Annotated in this window: 22 protein-coding genes and 1 other RNA gene; 18 read left to right on the top strand and 5 right to left on the bottom strand. The window is 64.1% G+C overall.

The window, feature by feature from the left end; genetic code table 11:
- Positions 1-99: 99 nt before the first annotated feature.
- The 4 genes from QMX96_RS14860 to QMX96_RS14845 all read right to left on the bottom strand — a co-directional run bounded on the left by QMX96_RS14860 (position 100) and on the right by QMX96_RS14845 (position 3589).
- The gene (locus tag QMX96_RS14860) at positions 100-678 is read right to left on the bottom strand and encodes a BON domain-containing protein (RefSeq protein ID WP_043862053.1); all 579 of its coding nucleotides are present in this window, start codon (positions 676-678) and stop codon (positions 100-102) included.
- Positions 675-1268, bottom strand: a complete 594-nt coding sequence (locus QMX96_RS14855) for a phosphoheptose isomerase (RefSeq protein WP_043862054.1) — start codon at positions 1266-1268, stop codon at positions 675-677. The genes QMX96_RS14860 and QMX96_RS14855 overlap by 4 nt, the downstream gene beginning before the upstream one ends.
- A 135-nt stretch (positions 1269-1403) precedes the next feature.
- Positions 1404-1775, bottom strand: a complete 372-nt coding sequence (locus QMX96_RS14850; protein ID WP_282361979.1) for a YraN family protein — start codon at positions 1773-1775, stop codon at positions 1404-1406.
- Entirely contained in the window at positions 1775-3589 is a 1815-nt protein-coding gene (locus tag QMX96_RS14845; protein WP_058540875.1) for a penicillin-binding protein activator, read from the bottom strand. The genes QMX96_RS14850 and QMX96_RS14845 overlap by 1 nt, the downstream gene beginning before the upstream one ends.
- Before the next feature lie 188 nt (positions 3590-3777).
- Here QMX96_RS14845 and rsmI point away from each other — a divergent pair, with 188 nt between their 5' ends.
- From rsmI to lpxC, 18 genes are all read left to right on the top strand, one after another.
- Positions 3778-4653 (top strand): 16S rRNA (cytidine(1402)-2'-O)-methyltransferase, encoded by an 876-nt coding sequence (gene rsmI / locus QMX96_RS14840; protein ID WP_282361981.1) that lies wholly within the window; start codon positions 3778-3780, stop codon positions 4651-4653.
- A 67-nt stretch (positions 4654-4720) separates the two neighbouring features.
- Positions 4721-5080: RNase P RNA component class A (rnpB, locus tag QMX96_RS14835), an RNA gene on the top strand.
- Between the two features lie 308 nt (positions 5081-5388).
- Positions 5389-5844, top strand: a complete 456-nt coding sequence (gene mraZ, locus QMX96_RS14830; protein WP_043862058.1) for a division/cell wall cluster transcriptional repressor MraZ — start codon at positions 5389-5391, stop codon at positions 5842-5844.
- 2 nt (positions 5845-5846) lie between these two features.
- Positions 5847-6788: a 16S rRNA (cytosine(1402)-N(4))-methyltransferase RsmH gene (gene rsmH, locus QMX96_RS14825; RefSeq protein ID WP_088515589.1), complete on the top strand. Its 942-nt coding sequence runs from the start codon at positions 5847-5849 to the stop codon at positions 6786-6788.
- Positions 6785-7078, top strand: a complete 294-nt coding sequence (ftsL, locus tag QMX96_RS14820; RefSeq protein WP_043862060.1) for a cell division protein FtsL — start codon at positions 6785-6787, stop codon at positions 7076-7078. The genes rsmH and ftsL overlap by 4 nt, the downstream gene beginning before the upstream one ends.
- Positions 7078-8811, top strand: a complete 1734-nt coding sequence (locus QMX96_RS14815; protein WP_162484872.1) for a penicillin-binding protein 2 — start codon at positions 7078-7080, stop codon at positions 8809-8811. Before ftsL ends, QMX96_RS14815 begins: the two co-directional genes overlap by 1 nt.
- Complete coding sequence (locus QMX96_RS14810) at positions 8811-10277, top strand: UDP-N-acetylmuramoyl-L-alanyl-D-glutamate--2,6-diaminopimelate ligase (protein WP_043862062.1); 1467 nt, start codon at positions 8811-8813, stop codon at positions 10275-10277. The genes QMX96_RS14815 and QMX96_RS14810 overlap by 1 nt, the downstream gene beginning before the upstream one ends.
- Positions 10270-11637, top strand: a complete 1368-nt coding sequence (gene murF / locus QMX96_RS14805; RefSeq protein ID WP_210014200.1) for a UDP-N-acetylmuramoyl-tripeptide--D-alanyl-D-alanine ligase — start codon at positions 10270-10272, stop codon at positions 11635-11637. Before QMX96_RS14810 ends, murF begins: the two co-directional genes overlap by 8 nt.
- Positions 11637-12719, top strand: a complete 1083-nt coding sequence (mraY, locus tag QMX96_RS14800; protein WP_043862064.1) for a phospho-N-acetylmuramoyl-pentapeptide-transferase — start codon at positions 11637-11639, stop codon at positions 12717-12719. Before murF ends, mraY begins: the two co-directional genes overlap by 1 nt.
- 6 nt (positions 12720-12725) lie before the next feature.
- Complete coding sequence (murD, locus tag QMX96_RS14795; protein ID WP_282361976.1) at positions 12726-14072, top strand: UDP-N-acetylmuramoyl-L-alanine--D-glutamate ligase; 1347 nt, start codon at positions 12726-12728, stop codon at positions 14070-14072.
- Positions 14072-15283: a putative lipid II flippase FtsW gene (gene ftsW, locus QMX96_RS14790; RefSeq protein WP_173925074.1), complete on the top strand. Its 1212-nt coding sequence runs from the start codon at positions 14072-14074 to the stop codon at positions 15281-15283. The genes murD and ftsW overlap by 1 nt, the downstream gene beginning before the upstream one ends.
- A complete protein-coding gene (murG, locus tag QMX96_RS14785) occupies positions 15273-16352 on the top strand; it encodes an undecaprenyldiphospho-muramoylpentapeptide beta-N-acetylglucosaminyltransferase (RefSeq protein WP_043862067.1) in 1080 nt (359 codons plus the stop codon). The genes ftsW and murG overlap by 11 nt, the downstream gene beginning before the upstream one ends.
- Positions 16345-17799 carry a UDP-N-acetylmuramate--L-alanine ligase gene (murC, locus tag QMX96_RS14780; protein WP_043862068.1) on the top strand — a complete coding sequence of 485 codons (1455 nt, stop codon included), beginning with the start codon at positions 16345-16347 and terminating at the stop codon, positions 17797-17799. Before murG ends, murC begins: the two co-directional genes overlap by 8 nt.
- The gene (locus QMX96_RS14775) at positions 17796-18752 is read left to right on the top strand and encodes a D-alanine--D-alanine ligase (protein ID WP_043862069.1); all 957 of its coding nucleotides are present in this window, start codon (positions 17796-17798) and stop codon (positions 18750-18752) included. The genes murC and QMX96_RS14775 overlap by 4 nt, the downstream gene beginning before the upstream one ends.
- Positions 18753-18756: 4 nt before the next feature.
- Entirely contained in the window at positions 18757-19623 is an 867-nt protein-coding gene (locus QMX96_RS14770; protein WP_043862070.1) for a cell division protein FtsQ/DivIB, read from the top strand.
- Positions 19624-19638: 15 nt separating this feature from the next.
- Entirely contained in the window at positions 19639-20892 is a 1254-nt protein-coding gene (gene ftsA / locus QMX96_RS14765) for a cell division protein FtsA (RefSeq protein ID WP_043862071.1), read from the top strand.
- Between the two features lie 56 nt (positions 20893-20948).
- Entirely contained in the window at positions 20949-22139 is a 1191-nt protein-coding gene (gene ftsZ, locus QMX96_RS14760; protein WP_043862072.1) for a cell division protein FtsZ, read from the top strand.
- 112 nt (positions 22140-22251) lie between these two features.
- Positions 22252-23163 (top strand): UDP-3-O-acyl-N-acetylglucosamine deacetylase, encoded by a 912-nt coding sequence (lpxC, locus tag QMX96_RS14755; RefSeq protein ID WP_043862073.1) that lies wholly within the window; start codon positions 22252-22254, stop codon positions 23161-23163.
- A gap of 99 nt (positions 23164-23262) precedes the next feature.
- Here lpxC and QMX96_RS14750 read toward each other — a convergent pair whose 3' ends face one another.
- Complete coding sequence (locus QMX96_RS14750; protein WP_054914835.1) at positions 23263-23712, bottom strand: DUF721 domain-containing protein; 450 nt, start codon at positions 23710-23712, stop codon at positions 23263-23265.
- Positions 23713-23770: the final 58 nt, after the last annotated feature.

The following is a 23770-nucleotide window of genomic DNA, read 5'->3' as shown; positions in this document are numbered from 1 at the left end:
TCTTCTTGGGTATTCGTGTGGGGTGGCGGGGGGGGTGGCGGTGCGCCGGCGGCTTCACGCCCTTCACCGGCGAGGCCGGCGAAGGGCGTGAAGCCGCGGTCAGTCAATGTATTCGAACAGCTTGACGATCTTCTGCACACCCGACACGCCTTGCACCAGGTTGGTGGCCTGATTGGCTTCCTGCTGGGTCAGCAGGCCCAGCAGGTAGACGATGCCGTTCTCGGTCACCACCTTGATGCGCGAACCGGGGATGTTGCTGTCGGTCAGCATCTGGGCCTTGATCTTGGTGGTCAGCCAGGCGTCATTGTTGCGCGCCAGCAGCGAGGAGGGCGGCAGCACCTGAAGTTCGTTGTGCACCTTCTTGACCCGCTGCACCTGACCGGCGGTCTGCTCGGCCAGGCTCTTGAGGTCGGCGCGCGGGGTCTGCCCGGCCAGCAGCACGATGCCGTTGAAGCTGGTGACGACGATGTGCGAGTTCTTGTCCAGGTCCGGGCTGGCCTTGGCCACGTTCACCGCTACCTTGGTTTCGATCAGCGAGTCGTCGATCTTGCTGCCGAAGGTGCGGGTGCCGCGATCGTCCTCGATCGGGTTTTCGCGGCTGGCAGTAATCACCGAACTGCAGCCGGTGATGCTCAGGCACAGGGTCAGGGCCATCAGGCCAAGGCGATTAGGGGTCATTCTTCACTCCCGAACAATTGGCTGTCGATCAAGTCGCAAAGGCAGTGGATCGCCAGCAGGTGGACTTCCTGGATGCGTGCGGTGACGGTGGCCGGTACGCGAATCTCCACATCTTCGGGCAGCAGCAGCGAGGCCATGCCGCCGCCATCGCGTCCGGTCAGAGCTACGACAATCATTTCGCGATCATGTGCGGCCTGGATCGCCTGAATGATGTTCGCCGAGTTGCCGCTGGTGGAAATCGCCAGCAGCACGTCGCCCGGTTGGCCCAGGGCGCGGATCTGCTTGGAGAAGATCTCGTTGTAGCTGTAGTCGTTGGCGATCGAGGTAATGGTCGAGCTGTCGGTGGTCAGCGCGATGGCCGGCAGGCTCGGGCGCTCGCGCTCGAAGCGGTTGAGCAGTTCGGACGAGAAGTGCTGGGCATCGCCCGCCGAGCCGCCGTTGCCGCAGGCGAGCATCTTGCCCTCGTTGAGCAGCGCGTTGACCATCACCTGACTGGCTTGCTCGATGTGTGGTGCAAGGACTTCCATCGCCTGTTGCTTGGTGTTGATGCTGGCCTGGAATAGCTGGCGAATTCGGGATTGCATGTCCATCTGTGTGACCTTAAGTGGGGCGGCTGGTCGGGCGTGTCGCAACGTCTTGAAGACCCTGCGGCACATGACTGTGCAGCCCGCGAAACAAAGAGCAAAAAAGTTGAGTGGGTAACGGATGCATCAAGCGGGGCGGGTTCAACTGTCGAAAGCGTTCTTCAGCCAGTCGAGCGGTGTGCCCGAGTGGCCGCGGCCCTGCAGGGCAATCACGTCGAAACGACAGGGCTGGTTGGCCCAGCGCGCCTCCTGCTGCAGAAAATACTGGGCCGCTAGCACCAGTTTTTGCTGTTTGCGGGTATCGACGCTGGCCAGTGCTCCGCCAAAGCCCGCGTGCAGCCGGTAGCGGACTTCGACGAATACTACTGTATCGCCGTCAAGCATGACCAGATCAAGCTCGCCGCGTTTGCATCGCCAGTTCTGCGCCAGCAACTGCAGGCCCTGCGACTGAAGGTAATGCAGGGCCTGCTGTTCGGCCGCGATACCTGCGGCCTGGCGAGAACCGTCGGGCATCAGCGCGGGGTGTCCGGCAGGCGCTTGACCTGACCGCCGGTGAACTCGGCCCATGGCAACTGGCGTTCGATGCGTTGGTTGGCGTTCATGCTCAGGCTGCCGGACAGGCCTTCGATACGGTTGTCCGGCAGTGCCTTGAGCTGGCCCAGGCGCGGCGCGAGGCTGTAGGCATCGGCACCCATCGCATACAGGCGGCCGATGCTGCCGGCCGCTTGCGGCCACTGGCGTACCACCTGCTGGCGCAGGCTGTTGCCGGTGTCGAGCAGCCACGGCGTTTCGCAGAAGCGAATGCCGTTCATGTCGTTGTACTCGTTGACGTTGCCGCTGGCGCTGTACACGTTGGAGGTGGCATACACCGGTACGTCACCGGCGTACTGGAAGTTCAGCGTCGGCTTGATCTGCTGGGCCTGGGTCGGGGTTGCGGCCAGGAAGATGAAATCGATGTCCTGGCGACGCGATGGCTGTGCCGAGACACTGCCGCCCACGGTGCTCTGCAGGCTCTTGGCGCGGCCTTCGCTCTGGCGCAGCTGGAACAGGTCGGCGATCTGCTGGGCCAGGGCTACCGGCTGCGACACGTGGGCAGCGGCAATCAGGGTGCCGCCCTTGGCTTCCCAGTCCTGGCGGAAGGCCTTGAGTACGCGATCGCCCCATTCGCCGCTCGGCACCAGGGCCACGGCACGACGCATGCCGTCGGCCTGGGCGCGGCGCGAGACTTCGCGGGCTTCGTCTTCGGCGGCCAGGCCGAACTGGAACAGTTGCGCCGGGCCGGTCTGGCCGGCGTCGCTGTAGTTCAGTGCCAGGGTGGTGATCGGCAGTTGCGGGTAGGCGCTCAACTGCTTGACCAGGTTCTTCTCGAGCGGGCCTACCACCAGCTGGACGCCGCTGGCCTGGGCCTTGCGGTAGAAGTCATCGAGGGAGGTCAGGCGCGAGCTGTCGAAGACTTCGACCGAAGGCGGCTTCTGGCCGGCCTGCTGGGCCTGGAAGTGCGCCGCCATGAAACCGTCGCGCAGGGCGCGGGCAACACCTGCCAGCGGGCCTTCCTGGGGCAGCAGCAGCGCGATCTTGGTCAGCGGCTGGCTGGCCAGTTCCTTGAGTTTGAGCAGGGGCTGTGGCAGTTGCACGGCGGCAGGGTGGCCGGCGTGCTGGTTGCGCCAGCTTTCGATGGCGGCCTGCTGCTGTTCGAGGGTGCCGGCGCTCTTGACGGCCAGGGCCAGGCTGGTCCAGCCGGCCATCACGTCGGTGCCGGTGCCTTGCAGTTGTTCGGTGGGCAGGGCGGCAACCAGGTTCCAGATGGCCTCGTGGTTGGCACTGGCGGCGGCGCCGCTGAGCAGGGGAGCCATGGCGACGCGCTGTTGCGCGGCAGCCAGGGTCTGGCCATCGGCTTCCAGGGCGGCGGCATGCACGCTGCGGGTGCGCACCTGAAGCTCGGGCGGCAGTTCGTCCAACCGGGCCAGGCTCGGGTGGCTCAGGGCGGTGAGGGCGGCCTTGGGCTGGTTGCGGCTCATCGCCAGCTCGGCGCCAAGGGTGCTGGCGAACACTTGCTGGGCCGGCTTGAGGGTGTCCAGTGGCACCTGCTCGAGGATCCGCGAGGCCCGTGCGAAGTCTTTCTGGTGGTAGGCCAGGTCAGCGGCGCTCAGGCGCAGCAGTGCAGCCTTTTCAGGTGTCTTGCTGGTGGCGGCCTGGTCGAGCAGTTGCTCGATGCTGGCATCCGGAGTGCGCGGCAGCTCACCCAGGCTGGACGAGGGCGAACTGGCGCAGGCTGCCAGCAGGGCAGCGAGGCAGAGGGCTGAGAGCAGCCGCAGGCAAGCGATCATGTAAAAATCCTGTTACTCGATCAAATTAACCTGTAATTGTACCCAAGCGCTGGCCGGGGCGCGATCTTGCTGGCGTTAATCCTTCAATATAGGTCGCCCTGCGCAGGCGTGCCGCCGCTGTGGGTAACGCATTGTTGCCGCCTTACGGGCTACAATGGCGCTTTGTTCTCTATTTACAGGTGTGTGCTGTGACCGATGCTCCAGGTGCTTCCAATTCCACTGCCGGCAAGCTTTTCGTGGTGGCTACGCCCATTGGCAACCTGGATGACATGAGCGCCCGGGCCTTGAAGGTGCTGCGCGAGGCGGCGCTGATCGCGGCCGAGGACACGCGCCACTCGGTCCGCCTGCTGCAGCACTTCGGCATCAACACGACGCTGGCCGCCTGTCACGAGCACAACGAGCGCGACGAGGGCAGCCGCTTCATCACGCGCCTGCTGGCCGGCGACGATGTGGCGTTGATCTCCGATGCCGGTACGCCGCTGATCTCTGACCCGGGCTACCATCTGGTGCGCCAGGCGCGAGCGGCGGGCATCGATGTGGTGCCGGTACCGGGCGCCTGCGCACTGATCGCGGCGTTGTCGGCGGCGGGCCTGCCGTCCGACCGGTTCATCTTCGAGGGTTTTCTGCCGGCCAAGGCGGTAGGTCGCCGCGCGCGCCTGAGCCAGGTCAAGGAAGAACCCCGTACGCTGATTTTCTATGAGGCGCCGCACCGCATTCTGGAGTGTCTGCAGGACATGGAGGCGGTGTTTGGCGGCGAACGGCCGGCGTTGCTGGCTCGTGAGCTGACCAAGACCTTCGAGACCCTGAAGGGGCTGCCCCTGGCCGAGCTGCGCGCGTTTGTCGAAAACGACAGCAATCAGCAGCGTGGGGAGTGCGTGGTGCTGGTGGCGGGCTGGACCGCCCCGGAGAACGAAGAGGCCGTGAGCAGCGAAGTGATGCGCGTGCTTGATCTTCTGCTGGCAGAGATGCCGCTCAAGCGTGCAGCAGCCCTTGCGGCGGAAATTACCGGGGTGCGGAAGAATGTTTTGTATCAAATAGCGTTGGAAAAACAGAAAGACCACTAATGTCATAGTGATATTATTTGTTTTATCGCTTGTTCTCGGGGCCCGCTGCCGTTAACCTTTGCGGCGGAGAGTCGATTGGACAGTCGCTGCCTTCTTTTGTTCCGCAAAAGAGGGGGGAGGAAAGTCCGGGCTCCATAGGGCGGAGTGCCAGGTAATGCCTGGGGGGCGTGAGCCTACGGAAAGTGCCACAGAAAATAACCGCCTAAGCACTTCGGTGCCGGTAAGGGTGAAAAGGTGCGGTAAGAGCGCACCGCACGGCTGGCAACAGTCCGTGGCTAGGTAAACCCCACTCGGAGCAAGACCAAATAGGGTTCCATATGGCGCGGCCCGCGTTGGAACCGGGTAGGTTGCTAAAGGCGTCCAGTGATGGCCGTCGTAGAGGAATGACTGTCCTCGACAGAACCCGGCTTACAGATCGACTCTCCACCTTTTCCCTTCCTGCTTGATTCGATAGCAGATGTGTTCTGGTAATACCAAAAAAATCTTACTCTTCATAAATCACTTTAACTTTGCACTCTATCCGTTTGAGTGAATTTGCCTTTCCCCGTCAAAACCCCTCTCGATTCTCCTCTTTGTATCGCCTTGTTGCTCTAAATCGCCGATCTGTAAGGGTTTTCCTTATAAGCGCGCCTTGACGGTGTGGTGGGCGGATTCCTATAGTGTGCGCAAGTGGCGGAAAGTGGCATGAAGTGGGTTTTCAGACACAAAAAAGCTAACATTTAGGGAAGTGCAGCCGTGTTTCGCGGAGCCAACGCAATCAACCTCGACGCAAAAGGCCGTCTCGCAATGCCGAGCCGGTACCGTGACGAGCTCGATTCGCGCAGTTCCGGGCAGTTGATCGTGACGATCGACGCGGTTGATCCCTGCTTGTGCGTGTATCCGCTGGATGAGTGGGAACTGATCGAAGCCAAGCTGCGTGCCTTGCCGTCGTTACGCGAAGAGAACCGTCGCCTGCAGCGTCTGCTGATCGGCAATGCGGTGGATCTGGAGCTCGACGGCAGTGGGCGTTTCCTGGTGCCACCGCGTCTGCGCGAGTACGCCAAGCTGGACAAGCGGGCGATGCTGGTGGGGCAACTGAACAAATTCCAACTGTGGGACGAGGACGCCTGGAACGCTGTTGCTGCAGCTGACCTGGTGGCCATTCAACAACCGGGCGCGATGCCTGATGAACTGCGTGATCTGATCCTGTGACTATAGATAGTGGCTTCAAACACATCACCGTACTGCTTGACGAAGCCGTCGAGGCTCTCGCCGTACGCGCCGATGGCTGCTATCTGGATGGCACCTTCGGGCGTGGCGGGCACAGCCGGCTGATTCTCCAGCACCTGGGGCCGCAGGGTCGGCTGCTGGGGTTCGACAAGGACCCACAAGCGATTGCCACCGGGCAAGCGCTGGCGGCCGAAGACGGCCGCTTTGTCATTGTGCAGCGCAGTTTCGCCGAGCTGGGCGCCGAAGTCGCCGAGCGGGGCCTGTCCGGCAAGGTCAATGGCATCCTGCTCGACCTGGGCGTGTCTTCGCCGCAGCTCGATGACCCCGAGCGCGGCTTCAGTTTCATGAACGACGGCCCGCTGGACATGCGCATGGACCCGAGTCGTGGCGTCAGCGCCGCCGAGTTCATCGCCACCGCGCCGGCCGAAGAAATCGCCCGCGTGTTCAAGGAGTACGGCGAAGAGCGTTTCGCCAAGCGCATGGCCAACGCCGTGGTCGCCCGTCGCGAGCAGCAACCCTTTACCCGTACCGCCGACCTCGCCGAAGTGCTCAAGGTCGCCAACCCCGCGTGGGAAAAGGGCAAGAACCCCGCCACCCGTGCTTTCCAGGGGCTGCGCATTCACGTCAACAACGAGCTGGGCGACCTCGAAGCCGGGCTCGAGGCTGCCCTCGACACGCTCGAGATCGGTGGCCGTCTGGTGGTCATCAGCTTCCATTCGCTGGAAGACCGCATCGTCAAGCTGTTCATGCGCAAGCTGGCCAAGGGAGAGGCCGACAACCTGCCGCGCAACCTGCCGGTACAACACAAGCCCTTCGAGCCCAAGATCAAGGTCCATGGCAAGGCGCAGTTCGCCTCCGAGGCCGAGCTCAAGGCCAACCCGCGCTCGCGTAGTGCGGTCATGCGTGTGGCGGAGAAGCTGCGTTGAGCAGGCTTTTCGCCAAGCCTTTGCCAGGCGGCAGCTTCCTGATGCTGCTGCTGTTCATTGGCGTGCTCGTTTCGTCGGTGGCGGTGTCCTACAGTGCGCACTGGAACCGCCAGTTGCTCAATACCCTGTACGGCGAGCTGAACGAACGCGACAAGGCGCAGGCCGAGTGGGGCCGGTTGATTCTGGAGCAGAGCACCTGGACCGCCCACAGCCGCATCGAGAACCTGGCCAGCGAACAGCTGCACATGCGCATTCCCGCCGCTGACGAAGTACGGATGGTGGCGCCATGATGAAACTTGAAGGCGCACTCTACCCGTGGCGGTTCCGCGTTGTGGTCGGCCTGCTGGTGATCATGGTGGGGGCCATTGCCTGGCGTATCGTCGACCTGCAGGTGGTCGACCGCGACTTCCTCAAGGGGCAGGGCGATGCCCGCAGCCTGCGTCACATTCCGATTCCTGCGCACCGCGGGCTGATCACCGACCGCAACGGCGAGCCGCTGGCCGTGAGTACGCCGGTCACCACCCTGTGGGCCAACCCCAAGGAAATGCAGGCTGCCAAGGACCGCTGGCCGGCGCTTGCCGCCGCGCTCAAGCAGAACCCGCAGCAACTGGCCGAGCGCCTCGAACAGCAGGCCAACAAGGAATTCATCTACCTGGTCCGCGGCCTTACCCCGGAGCAGGGCCAGGTGGTGCTCGACCTCAAGGTGCCCGGCGTGTACGGCATCGAGGAGTTCCGCCGCTTCTATCCCGCCGGCGATGTCGCTGCGCACATGGTCGGGTTCACCGACCTCGACGATCACGGTCGCGAGGGGGTGGAGCTCGCCTACGACGAGTGGCTGGCCGGGGTGCCCGGCAAGCGGCAGGTGATCAAGGACCGGCGCGGCCGGCTGATCAAGGACGTACAGGTCACCAAGAACGCCAAGGCCGGCAAGACCTTGGCGTTGTCCATCGACCTGCGTCTGCAGTACCTGGCCACCCGCGAACTGCGTAACGCGATTGCCGAACAGGAAGCCAAGGCCGGTAGCCTGGTGATCATGGATGTGAAGACCGGCGAAGTGCTGGCCATGGTCAACCAGCCCACCTACAACCCCAACAACCGCCGCAGCATGTTCCCGGCGGCGATGCGCAACCGTGCCATCATCGACGTGTTCGAGCCGGGTTCCACGGTCAAGCCTTTCTCCATGAGCGCCGCCCTGCAGAGCGGACGCTGGAAGCCGACCGACAAGGTCGAGGTCTATCCGGGCACCCTGCAGCTGGGCCGCTACACCATTCGTGACGTGTCCAGGAGCGAAGGCCCGATCCTCGACCTGACCGGCATCCTGATCAACTCCAGTAACGTGGGCATGAGCAAGATCGCCTTCGATATCGGTGGCGAGTCCATCTACCGCGTGATGTCGCAACTGGGCCTGGGCCAGTACACCGGCCTGGGCTTCCCGGGCGAGCGTGTCGGCAACCTGCCCAACCACCGCGAGTGGCGCAAGGCCGAGACCGCGACCCTGTCCTACGGCTACGGCCTGTCGGTGACCGCGTTGCAGCTGGTGCATGCCTACGCCGCGCTGGCCAACAACGGCAAGATGGTACCGCTGAGCATTCTCAAGGTGGACAAGACCCCGGAAGCCACCCAGGTGGTGCCCGAGGATACCGCCAAGACCATCCAGGGCATGCTGCAGCAGGTCATCGAAGCGCCACGTGGCGTGTTCCGTGCGCAGGTGCCTTCCTATCACGTGGGCGGCAAGTCGGGTACGGCCCGTAAGGCCACCGTCGGTTCCAAGGGCTACACCGAGAACGCCTACCGCTCGCTGTTCACCGGCTTCGGCCCGATGAGCGATCCGCGCTATGCCATCGTGGTGGTGATCGACGAGCCGAGCAAGGGTGGCTACTTCGGCGGCCTGGTATCGGCGCCGGTATTCAGCAAGGTCATGTCCGGCACCCTGCGACTGATGAACGTGCCGCCAGACAACCTGCCGGCTCCTACTCCACAGCAGCAGGCCGGTGCTGCGCCCGCCAAGGGAGGGCGCGGTTGATGTCGATGCCATTGAGTAAGCTGTTTGCCCTGAGCGGCAACAACGACCCGTTGATCCGTGAACTGACCCTGGACAGCCGCAAGGTCCGTGCCGGGGACTTGTTCCTCGCGGTGCCGGGTGCGCGTGTCGACGGCCGCGAGCATATTGCCGATGCGCTCAAGCGCGGCGCGGCAGCCGTGGCCTATGAAGTGCAGAACACCACCGTGCTGCCGATCACCGATGTGCCGATGATTCCGGTCAAGGGCCTGATTGCCCAGCTGTCGGATATCGCGGGGCGCTTCTATGGCGAGCCGAGCCGCCAGCTCGAGCTGATCGGCGTGACCGGCACCAACGGCAAGACCAGCGTCACCCAGCTGGTGGCCCAGGCGCTCGACCTGCTGGGCCAGCACTGCGGCCTGATCGGCACCCTGGGTACCGGCTTCTATGGCCAGCTGCAAAGTGGCCGGCTGACCACGCCAGATCCGATTGCCGTGCAGTCGACCCTGGGCGACCTGAAGAAGGCTGGCGCCAAGGCCGTGGCCATGGAAGTGTCCTCCCATGCGCTGGAACAGGGCCGGGTAGCGGCACTGGCCTTCGACATCGTGGTAATGACCAACCTGTCACGCGATCACCTGGACTACCACGGCAGCATGGAGGCCTACCAGGCCGCCAAGGCGCGCCTGTTCGCCTGGCCCGACCTGCGTTCGCGGGTGGTCAATCTGGACGATGCCTTCGGGCGTGAGCTGGCGGCGCAGAAGGGTGATTCGCGTCTGATCAGCTACAGCCTCGTCGACCCTGCCGCCTCGCTGTACTGCCGCGAAGCGAAGTTCGACGACGATGGCGTGCGTGCGGTGCTGGTGACGGCACAGGGCGAGCATATGCTGCGCAGCCGCCTGCTCGGGCGCTTCAACCTCAGCAACATGCTGGCCGCGGTCGGCACGCTGATGGCGATGGATCATCCGCTGGACGAAATTCTCAAGGTCACGCCGCAGCTCGAAGGCCCCGTAGGGCGCATGCAGCGCCTGGGCGGTGGCAGCAAGCCGTTGGTGGTGGTCGATTACGCCCACACCCCCGATGCCCTGGAAAAGGTCCTCGAAGCCCTGCGTCCCCATGCACAAGGCAAGCTGTTGTGCCTGTTCGGCTGCGGCGGCGACCGCGATCGCGGCAAGCGCCCGCTGATGGCCGAAGTGGCCGAGCGCCTGGCCGACCGCGTGCTGGTCACCGACGACAACCCGCGCAGCGAGGCGCCCCAGCAGATTTTCGACGATATCCGCCCAGGTTTCGCCCGGGGTGAAAGCGTCGAGTTCATCGCCGGCCGTGGCCCGGCGATTGCGCACCTGATTGCCACCGCCGCTGCCGACGACGTCATCGTGCTGGCGGGCAAGGGGCACGAGGATTACCAGGAGATCAACGGCGAGCGCCATGACTTCTCCGACCTGGTCGAGGCCGAGAGAGCCCTGGCAGCCTGGGAGGCCCCGAATGCTTGAGTCAATGTCCCTCAGCCAGTTGGTAGCGCCGCTGCAGGGCCGCCTGCATGGCCAGGATGCAACCTTCGATGGCGTCAGCATCGACAGCCGCGCGATCACCCCTGGCCAGTTGTTCGTCGCCCTGGCCGGGCCGCGTTTCGACGGTCACGATTACCTGGACGAAGTGGCAGCCAAGGGCGCCGTCGCGGCGCTGGTGCAGCACGAAGTGCCGGGCAGCAACCTGCCGCAACTGGTGGTTGCCGATACCCGCCTGGGCCTGGGCCAGTTGGGGGCGCTAAATCGCGCCGCCTTCGACAAGCCGGTTGCCGCAATCACCGGCTCCAGTGGCAAGACCACGGTCAAGGAGATGCTGGCCAGCATCCTGCGCACCCGCGGGCCGGTACTGGCCACCCGTGGCAACCTCAACAACGACTTCGGCGCACCGCTGACCCTGCTGGAGCTGGCCCCGCACCATACGGCGGCGGTCATCGAGCTGGGCGCCTCGCGCATCGGCGAAATCGCCTACACCGTCGGCCTGACCCGGCCGCAGGTGGTGATCATCAACAACGCCGGTACCGCTCATGTGGGTGAGTTCGGCGGGCCGGAGAAAATCGTCGAAGCCAAGGGCGAGATCCTCGAAGGCCTGGGCCAGGATGGCGTGGCGGTATTGAACCTGGATGACAAGGCGTTCGGCATCTGGAAGCAGCGCGCCGGCCATCACCCTGTGATCACTTTCGCCCTGGCCAATGCCGACGCAGATTTTCATGCCACCGACATTCGTCACGACGAACGGGGCTGCCCCGGTTTCGAATTGCGCAGCCCGCTGGGCAACGCCCGCGTCCAGCTCAACCTGCTGGGCACTCACAATGTCAGCAACGCCCTGGCCGCCGCGGCTGCCGCACAGGCTTTCGGCGTGACACTGGAAGGCATCGTCGAGGGTCTTGACGCGGTGCAGCCGGTCAAGGGCCGCACCGTGGTGCACATGGCGCCCACCGGTGTGCGCGTGATCGACGACAGTTACAACGCAAACCCCACCTCCATGTGCGCTGCCGTTGATATACTCGCCGGCTTTTCCGGGCGTACCGTCCTGGTGCTCGGGGATATCGGCGAATTGGGCCAGTGGGCCGAGGAAGGGCATCGGCAGGTCGGCGCATACGCCAGGGGCAAGGTTGCAGCACTTTATGCCGTGGGCCCGATGATGGCCGAAGCGGTCAAGGCATTTGGCACCGGGGCCCATCATTTCGCCACTCAAGCTGACTTGATCGACGCCGTTCGCGTCGAGCAGGCCAACAACACCACCATTTTGATCAAGGGTTCGCGCAGCGCTGCGATGGAAAACGTCGTGGCGGCCTTGTGCGGTTCCAGCGGGGAGAAACATTAATGCTGCTGCTGCTGGCTGAGTATCTGCAACAGTTCTACAAAGGCTTCGCGGTCTTTCAGTACCTGACCCTGCGCGGGATTCTGGGTGTACTGACCGCGTTGTCGCTGGCCCTGTGGTTGGGCCCCTGGATGATTCGTACCCTGCAGATTCGCCAGATCGGTCAAGCCGTGCGCAATGACGGCCCGCAATCGCACCTCTCCAAGTCCGGCACCCCGACCATGGGCGGTGCGCTGATTCTGTCCGCCATCGGCGTGAGCACGCTGCTGTGGGCCGACCTTACCAACCGTTATGTGTGGGTGGTGCTGATCGTCACCCTGCTGTTCGGCGCCATCGGCTGGGTCGACGACTACCGCAAGGTGATCGAGAAGAACTCGCGTGGCCTGCCGAGCCGCTGGAAGTACTTCTGGCAATCGGTGTTCGGCCTGGGCGCGGCGATCTTCCTGTACATGACCGCGCCCACCAGCGTGGAAACTACCCTGATCGTGCCGATGCTCAAGGATGTCACCATCCCGCTGGGCATCGGCTTCGTGGTGCTGACCTATTTCGTCATCGTGGGCTCGAGCAACGCGGTCAACCTGACCGACGGCCTGGACGGCCTTGCGATCATGCCGACGGTGATGGTCGGTGGTGCGCTGGGTATCTTCTGCTACCTGTCGGGCAACGTGAAGTTCGCCGAATACCTGCTGATCCCCTACGTGCCGGGCGCGGGCGAGCTGATCGTGTTCTGCGGCGCGCTGATCGGCGCGGGCCTGGGCTTCCTGTGGTTCAACACCTACCCGGCGCAGGTGTTCATGGGTGACGTCGGCGCCCTGGCACTGGGTGCCGCGTTGGGCACCATTGCCGTGATCGTGCGTCAGGAGATCGTGCTGTTCATCATGGGCGGCGTGTTCGTGATGGAGACCCTGTCGGTGGTGATCCAGGTGGCTTCCTTCAAGCTGACCGGCAAGCGCGTGTTTCGCATGGCACCGATCCACCACCACTTTGAACTCAAGGGTTGGCCCGAGCCTCGGGTGATCGTCCGCTTCTGGATCATCACCGTGATTCTCGTACTGTTCGGCCTTGCCACCCTGAAACTGAGGTAGAAACGAGTGTCCCTGATCGCGTCTGACCACTTCCGCATCGTTGTCGGCCTCGGCAAGAGCGGCATGTCCCTGGTTCGCTTCCTGGCGAACCGGGGCATTGCGTTTGCGGTGGCCGACACCCGCGAGAACCCGCCGGAGCTGGCGACCTTGCGTCGCGACTACCCGCAGGTGGAAGTGCGTTGTGGCGAACTGGATGTGGATTTCCTGTGCCGTGCCGACGAGTTGTACGTCAGCCCCGGCCTGGCCCTGGCGACCCCGGCCCTGCAGCAGGCGGCCGCGCGCGGCGTGAAGCTGTCGGGCGACATCGAGTTGTTCGCGCGCAATGCCAAGGCGCCGATCATTGCCATCAGCGGTTCCAATGCCAAGAGCACCGTCACCACCCTGGTCGGGGAGATGGCCGTTGCGGCAGGCAAACGTGTGGCAGTGGGCGGTAACCTCGGTACCCCGGCACTGGACCTGCTGGACGACGCCATCGAGCTGTACGTGATGGAGCTGTCGAGCTTCCAGCTGGAGACCACCGATCAGCTGAATGCCGAAGTGGCCACCGTGCTCAACGTCAGCGAAGACCACATGGACCGCTACAGCGGCCTGCCGGCCTATCACCTGGCCAAGCACCGGATCTTCCGTGGCGCACGGCAGGTGGTGGTCAACCGCCAGGATGCACTGAGCCGTCCGCTGCCGATGGAAAACGTGCCGTGCTGGACGTTCGGCCTGAATGTGCCCGACTTCAAGGGCTTCGGGCTGCGCGAAGAGAACGGCGAGAAGTACCTGGCGTTCGAGTTCCAGACCCTGATGCCGGTGCGCGAGCTGAAGATCCGTGGTGCGCACAACCAGTCCAACGCCCTCGCGGCGCTGGCCCTGGGGCATGCTGCAGGCCTGCCGTTCGACGCCATGCTGGCCAGCCTGCGCACCTTTGCCGGCCTGGCCCACCGTTGCCAGTGGCTGCGCGAGCGTGACGGCGTGAGCTGGTACGACGACTCCAAGGCCACCAACGTCGGTGCCGCGCTGGCGGCCATCGAAGGCCTGGGTGCGGATATCGACGGCAAGCTGGTGCTGGTGGCCGGCGGCGACGGCAAGGGCGCGGACTTCTCGGCGCTGCGTGCCCCGGTGGCGGCGCACTGCCGCGCCGTGGTGCTGCTGGGCCGTGATGCCGAGCGCCTGGCCCAGGCGTTGGGCGACAGCGTGCCGCTGATTCGCGTCGGCAGCCTCGACGAAGCCGTGCAGCAGGGCGCCGCGCTGGCCCAGCCGGGCGACGCGGTGCTGCTGTCGCCTGCCTGCGCAAGCCTGGACATGTTCAAGAACTTCGAAGAGCGTGGGCGCCTGTTCGCCCAGGCCGTGGAGGGGCTGGCATGATCTTCGGCATCATCAAGCCTTATCCGTCCCCCCTGGTCACTGGTCGCGGCATCGATCTCGATTTCGCCATGCTCGCGGGCTGCCTGGCGCTGCTGGGCCTTGGCCTGGTGATGATCACCTCGGCCTCCTCGGAAGTGGCCGCGTTGCAGTCGGGCAACCCGCTTTACCACATGATCCGTCACCTGGTGTACGTGGCCATCGGCCTGGTCGCCTGCGTCGTCACCATGATGGTGCCGATCGCCACCTGGCAGCGCATGGGCTTCATGATGCTGGTCGGTGCCTTCGGGTTGCTGGTGCTGGTACTGGTGCCGGGCATCGGCCGCGAAGTGAACGGCTCGATGCGCTGGATCGGCTTCAGCTTCTTCAACGTGCAGCCTTCCGAGATCGCCAAGGTGTTCGTGGTGATCTACCTGGCGGGCTACCTGGTGCGCCGCCAGACCGAGGTGCGCGAGAGCTGGATGGGCTTCTTCAAGCCGTTCATCGTGCTGCTGCCGATGGCCGGCCTGCTGCTGATGGAGCCGGACTTCGGCGCCACGGTGGTGATGATGGGCGCCGCCGCGGCGATGCTGTTCCTGGGCGGGGTGGGGCTGTTCCGCTTCAGCCTGATGGTGGTGCTGGCGGTGGCGGCGGTGTTCATTCTGGTACAGGCGCAGCCCTACCGGATGGCGCGCCTGATCACCTTCACCGACCCCTGGTCGGATCAATTCGGTTCCGGCTATCAGCTGACCCAGGCCCTGATTGCCTTCGGCCGCGGTGAGTGGCTGGGCGTGGGCCTGGGCAACAGCGTGCAGAAGCAGTTCTACCTGCCCGAAGCACACACCGACTTCGTGTTCTCGGTACTGGCCGAAGAGCTGGGCGTGGTCGGTTCGCTGCTGACCGTTGCGCTGTTCGTGTTCGTCAGCCTGCGCGCGATGTACATCGGTCTGTGGGCCGAGAAAGCCAAGCAGTTCTTTGCCGCCTACATGGCCTACGGCCTGGCCTTCCTGTGGATCGGCCAGTTTCTGATCAACATCGGGGTGAACGTCGGCCTGCTGCCGACCAAGGGCCTGACCCTGCCGTTCCTCAGCTACGGCGGCAGCTCGCTGGTGATCTGCTGCGTGTGCATGGGCCTGCTGCTGCGCATCGAGTGGGAGAGCCGCACGCACCTGGGCAGCGAAGAACATGAATTCGATGAGAGCGATTTTGCCGAGGAGCCAAGACATGGCCGTTGAAGGCAAAAACGTATTGATCATGGCAGGCGGCACCGGGGGCCACGTGTTCCCGGCCCTGGCCTGCGCCCGTGAGTTCCAGGCACGCGGTTACACCGTGCACTGGCTGGGCACCCCACGCGGTATCGAAAACGAGCTGGTGCCCCAGGCCGGGTTGCAACTGCACCTGATCCAGGTCACCGGCTTGCGTGGCAAGGGCAAGCTGTCGCTGCTCAAGGCGCCGTTCACCCTGTTCAAGGCGGTGCTGCAGGCGCGGCGCATCATCCGTCGGCTCAAGCCGGTGTGTGTGGTCGGCTTTGGCGGCTATGTGACCGGCCCGGGCGGTGTGGCGGCGAAGCTGGCTGGCGTGCCCGTGGTGATCCACGAGCAGAACGCCAAGGCCGGTACCGCCAATCGGCTGCTGGTGCCGCTGGCAGGCCGAGTCTGCGAAGCTTTCCCGAACACCTTCGAGGCCAGCGACAAACTGCGCACCACCGGCAACCCGGTGCGCGGCGAGCTGTTCCTGGAGCCTGTGCGCGCGCCACTGGCCGGGCGCCGCGCGCGCCTGCTGGTGCTGGGCGGCAGCCTGGGCGCGGAGCCGTTGAACAAACTGTTGCCGCAGGCCCTGGCCCTGGTGCCCGAGGCCCTGCGCCCCGAGGTGTTCCACCAGGCCGGCAAGCAGCATGACCAGATTACCGCCGAGCGCTATCGCGAGGCCGGGATCGAGGCTCAGGTAGAGCCGTTCATCAAAGACATGGCCCACGCCTATGGCTGGGCCGACCTGGTGATCTGCCGGGCCGGTGCGCTGACCGTCAGCGAACTGGCTGCGGCCGGTCTGCCCTCGATGCTGGTGCCGCTGCCCCATGCCATCGACGATCACCAGACCCACAACGCCCACTATCTGGCACGTGAAGGCGCCGCCTTCCTGATGCCGCAAGCGACAACTGGCGCAGCGCAGCTCGCTGAACGCCTGAACGAGGTACTGATGCAACCGCAAAAACTCGACACCATGGCCAGCACCGCACGACGCCTGGCCAAACCCGCGGCTACCAGCACCGTGGTCGATATCTGCCTGGAGGTGGCCCATGGTTGAAAGCCAGAAAGCCATCCCGCAACCTGAAATGCGCCGTATCCGCCGCATCCACTTCGTCGGTATCGGCGGCGTGGGCATGTGCGGTATTGCCGAGGTATTGCTCAACCTGGGTTACCAGGTTTCCGGCTCGGACCTCAAGGCCTCGCCGGTCACCGAGCGCCTGGAGTCCTTTGGTGCCGAAATCTTCCTTGGCCACCGCGCCGAGAACGCCGCCAGTGCCGATGTACTGGTGGTGTCCAGTGCCATCAATACGGCCAACCCGGAAGTGGCGACGGCCCTTGAGCGGCGTATCCCCGTGGTACCGCGTGCCGAGATGCTCGCCGAACTGATGCGCTATCGTCACGGCATCGCGGTAGCCGGTACCCACGGCAAGACCACCACCACCAGCCTGCTGGCCTCGGTGTTCGCCGCCGGCGGCCTGGACCCGACCTTCGTGATCGGTGGCCGGCTGAATGCAGCAGGTACCAATGCACAACTGGGTACCAGCCGCTACCTGATCGCCGAAGCCGACGAAAGCGACGCCAGCTTCCTGCACCTGCAGCCGCTGGTGGCCGTGGTCACCAACATCGACGCCGACCACATGGCGACCTATGAGGGCGACTTCAACAAGCTGAAGAAGACCTTCGTCGAGTTCCTCCACAACCTGCCATTCTACGGCCTGGCCGTGGTATGCCTGGATGATCCGGTGGTGCGCGAGATCCTGCCGCTGGTCAAGCGCCCGGCAGTGACCTACGGCTTTGCCGAGGAAGCCGACGTGCGCGCGATCAATGTGCGCCAGTCGGGCATGCAGACCCACTTCACCGTGCTGCGCCGTGACCGCGAGCCGCTGGACGTGTCGGTGAACATGCCGGGCAACCACAATGTGCTCAATGCACTGGCCACCATTGCCATCGCCACCGACGAGGGCATCAGCGACGAGGCCATCGTGCAGGGGCTTTCGGGCTTCCAGGGCGTGGGCCGACGTTTCCAGGTGTACGGCGAACTGCCGGTCGACGGTGGCAGCGTGATGCTGGTGGACGACTACGGTCACCACCCCACCGAAGTGGCGGCCGTGATCAAGGCCGTGCGCGGTGGCTGGCCGGAGCGCCGCCTGGTGATGGTCTACCAGCCGCACCGCTACAGCCGTACCCGCGACCTGTACGACGACTTCGTGCAGGTGCTGGCCGATGCCAACGTGCTGCTGCTGATGGAGGTCTACCCGGCCGGCGAAGAGCCGATTCCGGGGGCCGACAGCCGCCAGCTGTGCCACAGCATCCGTCAGCGTGGCCAGCTGGACCCGATCTACATCGAGCGCGGCATCGAGCTGGCGCCACTGGTCAAGCCGCTGCTGCGTGCCGGTGACATCCTGCTGTGCCAGGGTGCCGGCGACATCGGTGGCCTGGCCCCGCAATTGTTGAAAAGCCCATTGTTCGCGGGCGCGGTTGCCACCGCAGGGAAGGCCAAATGACTGCTCAATACTCCAAGCTGCACTCGACCATTGACCCGAAGGCCTTCGGCCGTGTCGGCGTGCTGTACGGCGGCAAGAGCGCCGAGCGCGAGGTGTCGCTCAAGTCCGGCGCCGCAGTGATCGAGGCGCTCACCAGCGCCGGCGTCGAGGTGATCGCCATCGATGTGGGTGACGATCTGCTCGACCGTCTGCAGCGCGAGAAGCTCGACCGCGCCTTCATCATTCTCCACGGCCGTGGCGGTGAAGACGGCAGCATGCAGGGCCTGCTCGAGTGCCTGGGTATCCCCTACACCGGCAGCGGCATCCTGGCGTCGGCCCTGGCGATGGACAAGTTGCGCACCAAACAGGTGTGGAAAAGCCTGGGTATTCCAACCCCGCATCACGCGGTGCTGGCCAGCGAGCAAGACTGTATTTCTGCGGGCGCGGAACTGGGCTTCCCTTTGATCGTCAAACCGGCCCATGAAGGCTCCAGTATCGGTATGGCGAAAGTGAGCAGCGTCGAAGAATTGATCGTTGCCTGGAAGGACGCCGCCACCTACGACTCGCAAGTATTGGTTGAACAATGGATTCACGGTCCGGAGTTCACCATTGCCGTGCTGCGCGGCCAGGTGCTGCCGCCGATTGCGCTGGGCACCCCGCACACGTTCTACGACTACGACGCCAAGTACGTCGCCAACGATACCCAGTACCGCATTCCGTGCGGCCTGGACGCTGCCAAGGAACAGGAACTGATCGAACTGACCGCACGTGCGTGCGACGCCATCGGCATTGCCGGCTGGGGTCGTCTGGACGTGATGCAGGACGAGCAGGGCAACTTCTGGCCTCTGGAAGTCAACACCGCACCAGGCATGACCGATCACAGCCTGGTCCCAATGGCGGCACGCGCGGCCGGCCTGGACTTCCAGCAGTTGGTGCTGGCGATCCTGGCGGCCAGCGTCGAGGCGCGAGGTTAAGCCCATGCAAGGCGCGATGGTACGTCATCAGCAACCCGCCACCGGCCGCAAGCCGGTGCCGCGCGGTGCCAGCCGGATGGTGGCCAAGGAGCCACTGTCGGCGCGCCTGCCCAAGGCCAATTTCAGCGTGTTCAAGCGTCTGCTGTGGCCGGTTCTGCTGGTAGTGGCCGGGTTCGGTGCCTACGAGGGCGCACAGCGCCTGATGCCGTATGCCGACCGGCCGATCACCAAGATCGCCGTGCAGGGCGACCTGAGCTACATCAGCCAGCAGGCCGTGCAGCAGCGTATCGCGCCCTATGTGGCCGCCAGCTTCTTCACCGTCGACCTGGCCAGCATGCGCACCGAGCTCGAGCAGATGCCGTGGATCGCGCATGCCGAAGTGCGTCGCGTGTGGCCGGACGAAGTGGTGATCCGCCTCGAGGAACAGCTGCCGGTGGCGCGCTGGGGCGACGAGGCCCTGCTCAACAACCAGGGCCAGGCCTTCACCCCGCGCGAGCTTGCCAACTACGAGCACCTGCCGCAGCTGTTCGGGCCGCAGCGGGCGCAGCAGCAAGTGATGCAGCAATATCAGGTACTGAGCCAGATGTTGCGGCCCATGGGCTTCTCGATCGCCCGGCTGGAACTGCGCGAGCGGGGCAGCTGGTTCCTGACCACCGGTGCCGGCAGCGCCGGGCCGGGTATCGAGTTGCTGCTGGGGCGCGACCATCTGGTGGAAAAGATGCGCCGCTTCATTGCCATTTACGACAAGACGCTCAAAGAACAGATCACGAACATCGCCCGCATCGATCTGCGTTACGCCAATGGCCTGGCCGTTGGCTGGCGGGAACCGAATGCACCGACGACAGCCCAACCCGCTGTTGCGAAGAATTAGAGAGAGGCAGGACCCATGGCAAATGCGCATAGCGGCAAAATGATCGTCGGGCTGGATATCGGTACGTCCAAGGTGGTTGCACTGGTGGGCGAAGTGGCCGCCGATGGCACCCTGGAAATCGTCGGTATCGGCACCCATCCATCGCGCGGGCTGAAGAAGGGCGTGGTGGTCAATATCGAATCCACCGTGCAGTCGATCCAGCGCGCCGTCGAAGAGGCCCAGCTGATGGCTGGCTGCCGGATTCACTCGGCGTTCGTCGGCGTGGCGGGCAATCACATCCGCAGCCTGAACTCCCACGGTATCGTCGCCATCCGCGATCGCGAAGTCAGCGCGGCGGACCTGGAGCGGGTGCTGGACGCGGCCCAGGCCGTGGCCATCCCGGCCGACCAGCGGGTGCTGCACACCCTGCCGCAGGACTACGTGATCGACAACCAGGAAGGCGTGCGCGAGCCGCTGGGCATGTCCGGCGTGCGCCTGGAAGCCAAGGTGCACGTGGTCACCTGTGCGGTCAATGCAGCACAGAACATCGAAAAATGCGTGCGCCGCTGCGGCCTTGAAATCGACGACATCATCCTCGAGCAACTGGCCTCGGCCTACTCGGTGCTGACCGATGACGAAAAAGAGCTGGGCGTGTGCCTGGTGGACATCGGCGGCGGTACCACCGACATCGCGATCTTCACCGAGGGCGCCATCCGCCACACGGCGGTGATTCCGATTGCCGGCGACCAGGTGACCAACGACATCGCCATGGCGCTGCGTACCCCCACCCAGTACGCCGAAGAGATCAAGATCCGCTACGCCTGTGCCCTGGCCAAGTTGGCCGGCGCCGGCGAAACCATCAAGGTGCCTAGCGTGGGCGATCGTCCGCCGCGCGAACTGTCGCGCCAGGCCCTGGCCGAAGTGGTCGAGCCACGCTACGACGAACTGTTCACCCTGATCCAGGCCGAACTGCGTCGCAGTGGCTACGAAGACCTGGTGCCGGCCGGCATCGTGCTCACCGGCGGTACCGCCAAGATGGAAGGCGCGGTGGAACTGGCCGAAGAGATTTTCCACATGCCGGTACGCCTGGGCGTGCCTTACACCGTGCGGGGCCTGAGCGACGTGGTGCGCAACCCCATCTATTCCACCGGCGTGGGCCTTCTGACCTATGGCCTGCAGAAGCAGTCCGAAGGCGTGACCCTGACCGGTATCAGCAGCAACAGCTATGGCGATGAACCGAAGGCCCCGGTGCTTGAGCGACTCAAGCGCTGGGTCCAGGGCAACTTTTAAGTTTCAAAGCAGTAGTAGTAGGCGCAAAAAACTAGAGAACTGAAAGGAGAGGGAAAATGTTCGAGCTCGTAGACAACGTCCCGCAAAGCCCGGTCATCAAAGTGATCGGCGTCGGTGGCGGCGGTGGCAACGCCGTCAATCACATGGTCAAGAGCAACATCGAAGGCGTCGAATTCATCTGCGCCAACACCGATGCTCAAGCGCTGAAAAACATCGGCGCGCGCACCATCCTGCAACTGGGTACCGGCGTGACCAAGGGCCTGGGTGCAGGTGCCAATCCGGAAGTCGGTCGTCAGGCCGCGCTGGAAGACCGTGAGCGCATCGCCGAAGTGCTGCAAGGCACCAACATGGTGTTCATCACCACCGGCATGGGCGGCGGTACCGGTACCGGTGCTGCTCCGATCATCGCCGAAGTGGCCAAGGAAATGGGCATCCTCACCGTTGCAGTGGTGACCCGTCCGTTCCCGTTCGAAGGTCGCAAGCGCATGCAGATCGCCGACGAGGGCATCCGTGCCCTGGCCGACAGCGTCGATTCGCTGATCACCATTCCGAACGAGAAGCTGCTGACCATCCTGGGCAAGGATGCCAGCCTGCTGTCGGCCTTCGCCAAGGCTGACGACGTGCTCGCCGGTGCCGTTCGCGGTATCTCCGACATCATCAAGCGTCCGGGCATGATCAACGTCGACTTCGCCGACGTGCGTACCGTGATGAGCGAGATGGGCATGGCCATGATGGGTACCGGCTGCGCCAGCGGTCCGAACCGTGCGCGTGAAGCGACCGAGGCGGCCATCCGCAACCCGCTGCTCGAAGACGTCAACCTGCAGGGCGCCCGCGGCATCCTGGTGAACATCACCGCAGGTCCTGACCTGTCGCTGGGTGAATACTCCGATGTGGGCAGCATCATCGAGGCATTCGCCTCCGACCACGCCATGGTCAAGGTCGGTACCGTCATCGACCCGGACATGCGCGACGAGCTGCACGTCACCGTGGTAGCCACCGGCCTGGGTGCCAAGATCGAGAAACCGGTCAAGGTCATCGACAACACCCTGCAAGCGTCCGCTGTACAGACCCCAGCCCCTGCGCCGGCCCGTCCGGAGCAACCTTCGGTCAACTACCGCGATCTGGAGCGTCCGACCGTCATGCGCAACCAGGCTCACGCCGGGGCCGCTGCGGCACAGAAGCTGAACCCGCAGGACGACCTGGATTATCTGGATATCCCGGCTTTCCTGCGTCGTCAGGCCGATTAATGGAATTTATCAGGGCTATGAAGGTGATTGGTGTTCAGCAAAGGCCGGGTCTGCTATTATCCTCAGCCTTTGTTGATACCAGTTCGCAATTTGCGCTGAAGCGGCCAATGCCATGATTAAACAACGCACCCTGAAAAATATCATCCGTGCCACAGGTGTCGGCCTGCACTCCGGGGAAAAGGTTTACCTGACCCTCAAGCCCGCCCCTGTGGATACCGGCATCGTATTTTGCCGTGCCGACCTCGACCCTGTGGTGCAGATCCCTGCCCGTGCGGAAAACGTCGGCGAGACGACCATGTCCACGACACTGGTCAATGGCGATACCAAGGTAGACACGGTAGAGCACCTGCTCTCGGCCATGGCTGGCCTGGGCATCGATAACGCCTACGTCGAGCTCTCCGCGTCCGAAGTGCCAATTATGGACGGCAGCGCCGGGCCCTTTGTATTCCTGATTCAATCTGCCGGCCTGGAAGAACAGGACGCAGCCAAGAAGTTCATCCGCATCCTGCGTGAAGTGACAGTGGAAGACGGCGACAAGCGCGCCACTTTCCTGCCTTTCGAAGGGTTCAAGGTGAGTTTCGAGATCGATTTCGACCACCCGGTGTTCCACAACCGGACCCAGAGTGCCAGCGTGGACTTTTCCAGCACCTCGTTCGTGAAGGAAGTCAGCCGCGCCCGTACCTTCGGGTTCATGAGTGACATCGAGTACCTGCGCAAGCACAACCTCGCCCTCGGCGGCAGCGTGGAAAACGCCATCGTCGTGGACAAGGATGGCGTGCTCAACGAAGACGGCCTTCGCTACGAAGACGAATTCGTCAAGCACAAGATCCTCGATGCGATTGGCGACCTCTACCTGCTGGGCAACAGCCTGATCGGCGAGTTCAAGGGCTACAAGTCCGGACACGCGCTGAACAATCAGCTGCTGCGCAAGCTGATCGAGGAAACCGATGCGTGGGAAGTGGTGACGTTCGAAGATGCCAGCACGGCACCGATCTCTTACATGCGTCCGGTTGCGGCAGTGTAAGTACGAACTCTCTCTTCTTTAGTTATTTTTTGGGGCTGCCTTCGGGTGGCCCTTTTTTATTGCCGCGCAGTCGCAGGTTTGCGAGCGCTGTGCGCTCGTCTATCCCTTGCCGTGCCTGGCCAGGCGCTCCAGCGCCGCCTTGAGCTTGGGGTCGGTGATCCCTTCGGCCGTAGCGTGGATGTTCTGCGCCGAACGTGTCGAGATGTCCATCGGGTGCCCCGCCGCGGGTGCCACACCGGCCACCGGCTGCACCCTGAAATTGATGCGGGTCAGGCTGCTGAAGGCCTCCATCATCTGCAACTGGCGCAGCAGGCGTTTCTGCTGGTAGCGCAGGCGCGTGGCCCAGTGCCCGTCGGTGACGATCAGCAGCAGCGTACCCTCGCGCCACGAGGCCACATGGCAATGCTCACGCGCTGCCGGCTGCAACTGGCTCTCCACCAGGCGCTGCAGCTGGGCCAGGCGCTGGGCCTGGCTGAACAGGGCCTTGAGCGGTCGCGCTTCACGCAAAAGCACGGCGGGTGCACGGGCGGGCAGGGGGCGAAAAGCCATGGGCAGGGTCCGAAAAATACAGTGGCGCCATCTTAACAGATCGCCCCGCCGGTAATTC

This window comes from Pseudomonas sp. PS01300 (assembly GCF_029960155.1).
GTDB classification, from domain to species: Bacteria; Pseudomonadota; Gammaproteobacteria; order Pseudomonadales; family Pseudomonadaceae; genus Aquipseudomonas; species Aquipseudomonas palmensis.
Note: the sequence above shows the minus strand (reverse complement) of the source record. Positions and strands in the feature narration are given on the sequence as shown.

Excerpts from the sequence above, each read along its gene's own strand:
- murG (WP_043862067.1), top strand. The coding sequence starts at position 15,273 with ATGGCCGTTGAAGGCAAAAACGTATTGATCATGGCAGGCGGCACCGGG.
- QMX96_RS14855 (WP_043862054.1), bottom strand. The coding sequence starts at position 1,268 with ATGGACATGCAATCCCGAATTCGCCAGCTATTCCAGGCCAGCATCAAC.
- QMX96_RS14815 (WP_162484872.1), top strand. The coding sequence starts at position 7,078 with ATGAAACTTGAAGGCGCACTCTACCCGTGGCGGTTCCGCGTTGTGGTC.
- QMX96_RS14860 (WP_043862053.1), bottom strand. The coding sequence starts at position 678 with ATGACCCCTAATCGCCTTGGCCTGATGGCCCTGACCCTGTGCCTGAGC.
- murC (WP_043862068.1), top strand. The coding sequence starts at position 16,345 with ATGGTTGAAAGCCAGAAAGCCATCCCGCAACCTGAAATGCGCCGTATC.
- QMX96_RS14845 (WP_058540875.1), bottom strand. The coding sequence starts at position 3,589 with ATGATCGCTTGCCTGCGGCTGCTCTCAGCCCTCTGCCTCGCTGCCCTG.
- mraY (WP_043862064.1), top strand. The coding sequence starts at position 11,637 with ATGCTGCTGCTGCTGGCTGAGTATCTGCAACAGTTCTACAAAGGCTTC.
- murF (WP_210014200.1), top strand. The coding sequence starts at position 10,270 with ATGCTTGAGTCAATGTCCCTCAGCCAGTTGGTAGCGCCGCTGCAGGGC.
- ftsA (WP_043862071.1), top strand. The coding sequence starts at position 19,639 with ATGGCAAATGCGCATAGCGGCAAAATGATCGTCGGGCTGGATATCGGT.
- QMX96_RS14750 (WP_054914835.1), bottom strand. The coding sequence starts at position 23,712 with ATGGCTTTTCGCCCCCTGCCCGCCCGTGCACCCGCCGTGCTTTTGCGT.
- lpxC (WP_043862073.1), top strand. The coding sequence starts at position 22,252 with ATGATTAAACAACGCACCCTGAAAAATATCATCCGTGCCACAGGTGTC.
- QMX96_RS14775 (WP_043862069.1), top strand. The coding sequence starts at position 17,796 with ATGACTGCTCAATACTCCAAGCTGCACTCGACCATTGACCCGAAGGCC.
- QMX96_RS14810 (WP_043862062.1), top strand. The coding sequence starts at position 8,811 with ATGTCGATGCCATTGAGTAAGCTGTTTGCCCTGAGCGGCAACAACGAC.
- ftsZ (WP_043862072.1), top strand. The coding sequence starts at position 20,949 with ATGTTCGAGCTCGTAGACAACGTCCCGCAAAGCCCGGTCATCAAAGTG.
- QMX96_RS14850 (WP_282361979.1), bottom strand. The coding sequence starts at position 1,775 with ATGCCCGACGGTTCTCGCCAGGCCGCAGGTATCGCGGCCGAACAGCAG.
- QMX96_RS14770 (WP_043862070.1), top strand. The coding sequence starts at position 18,757 with ATGCAAGGCGCGATGGTACGTCATCAGCAACCCGCCACCGGCCGCAAG.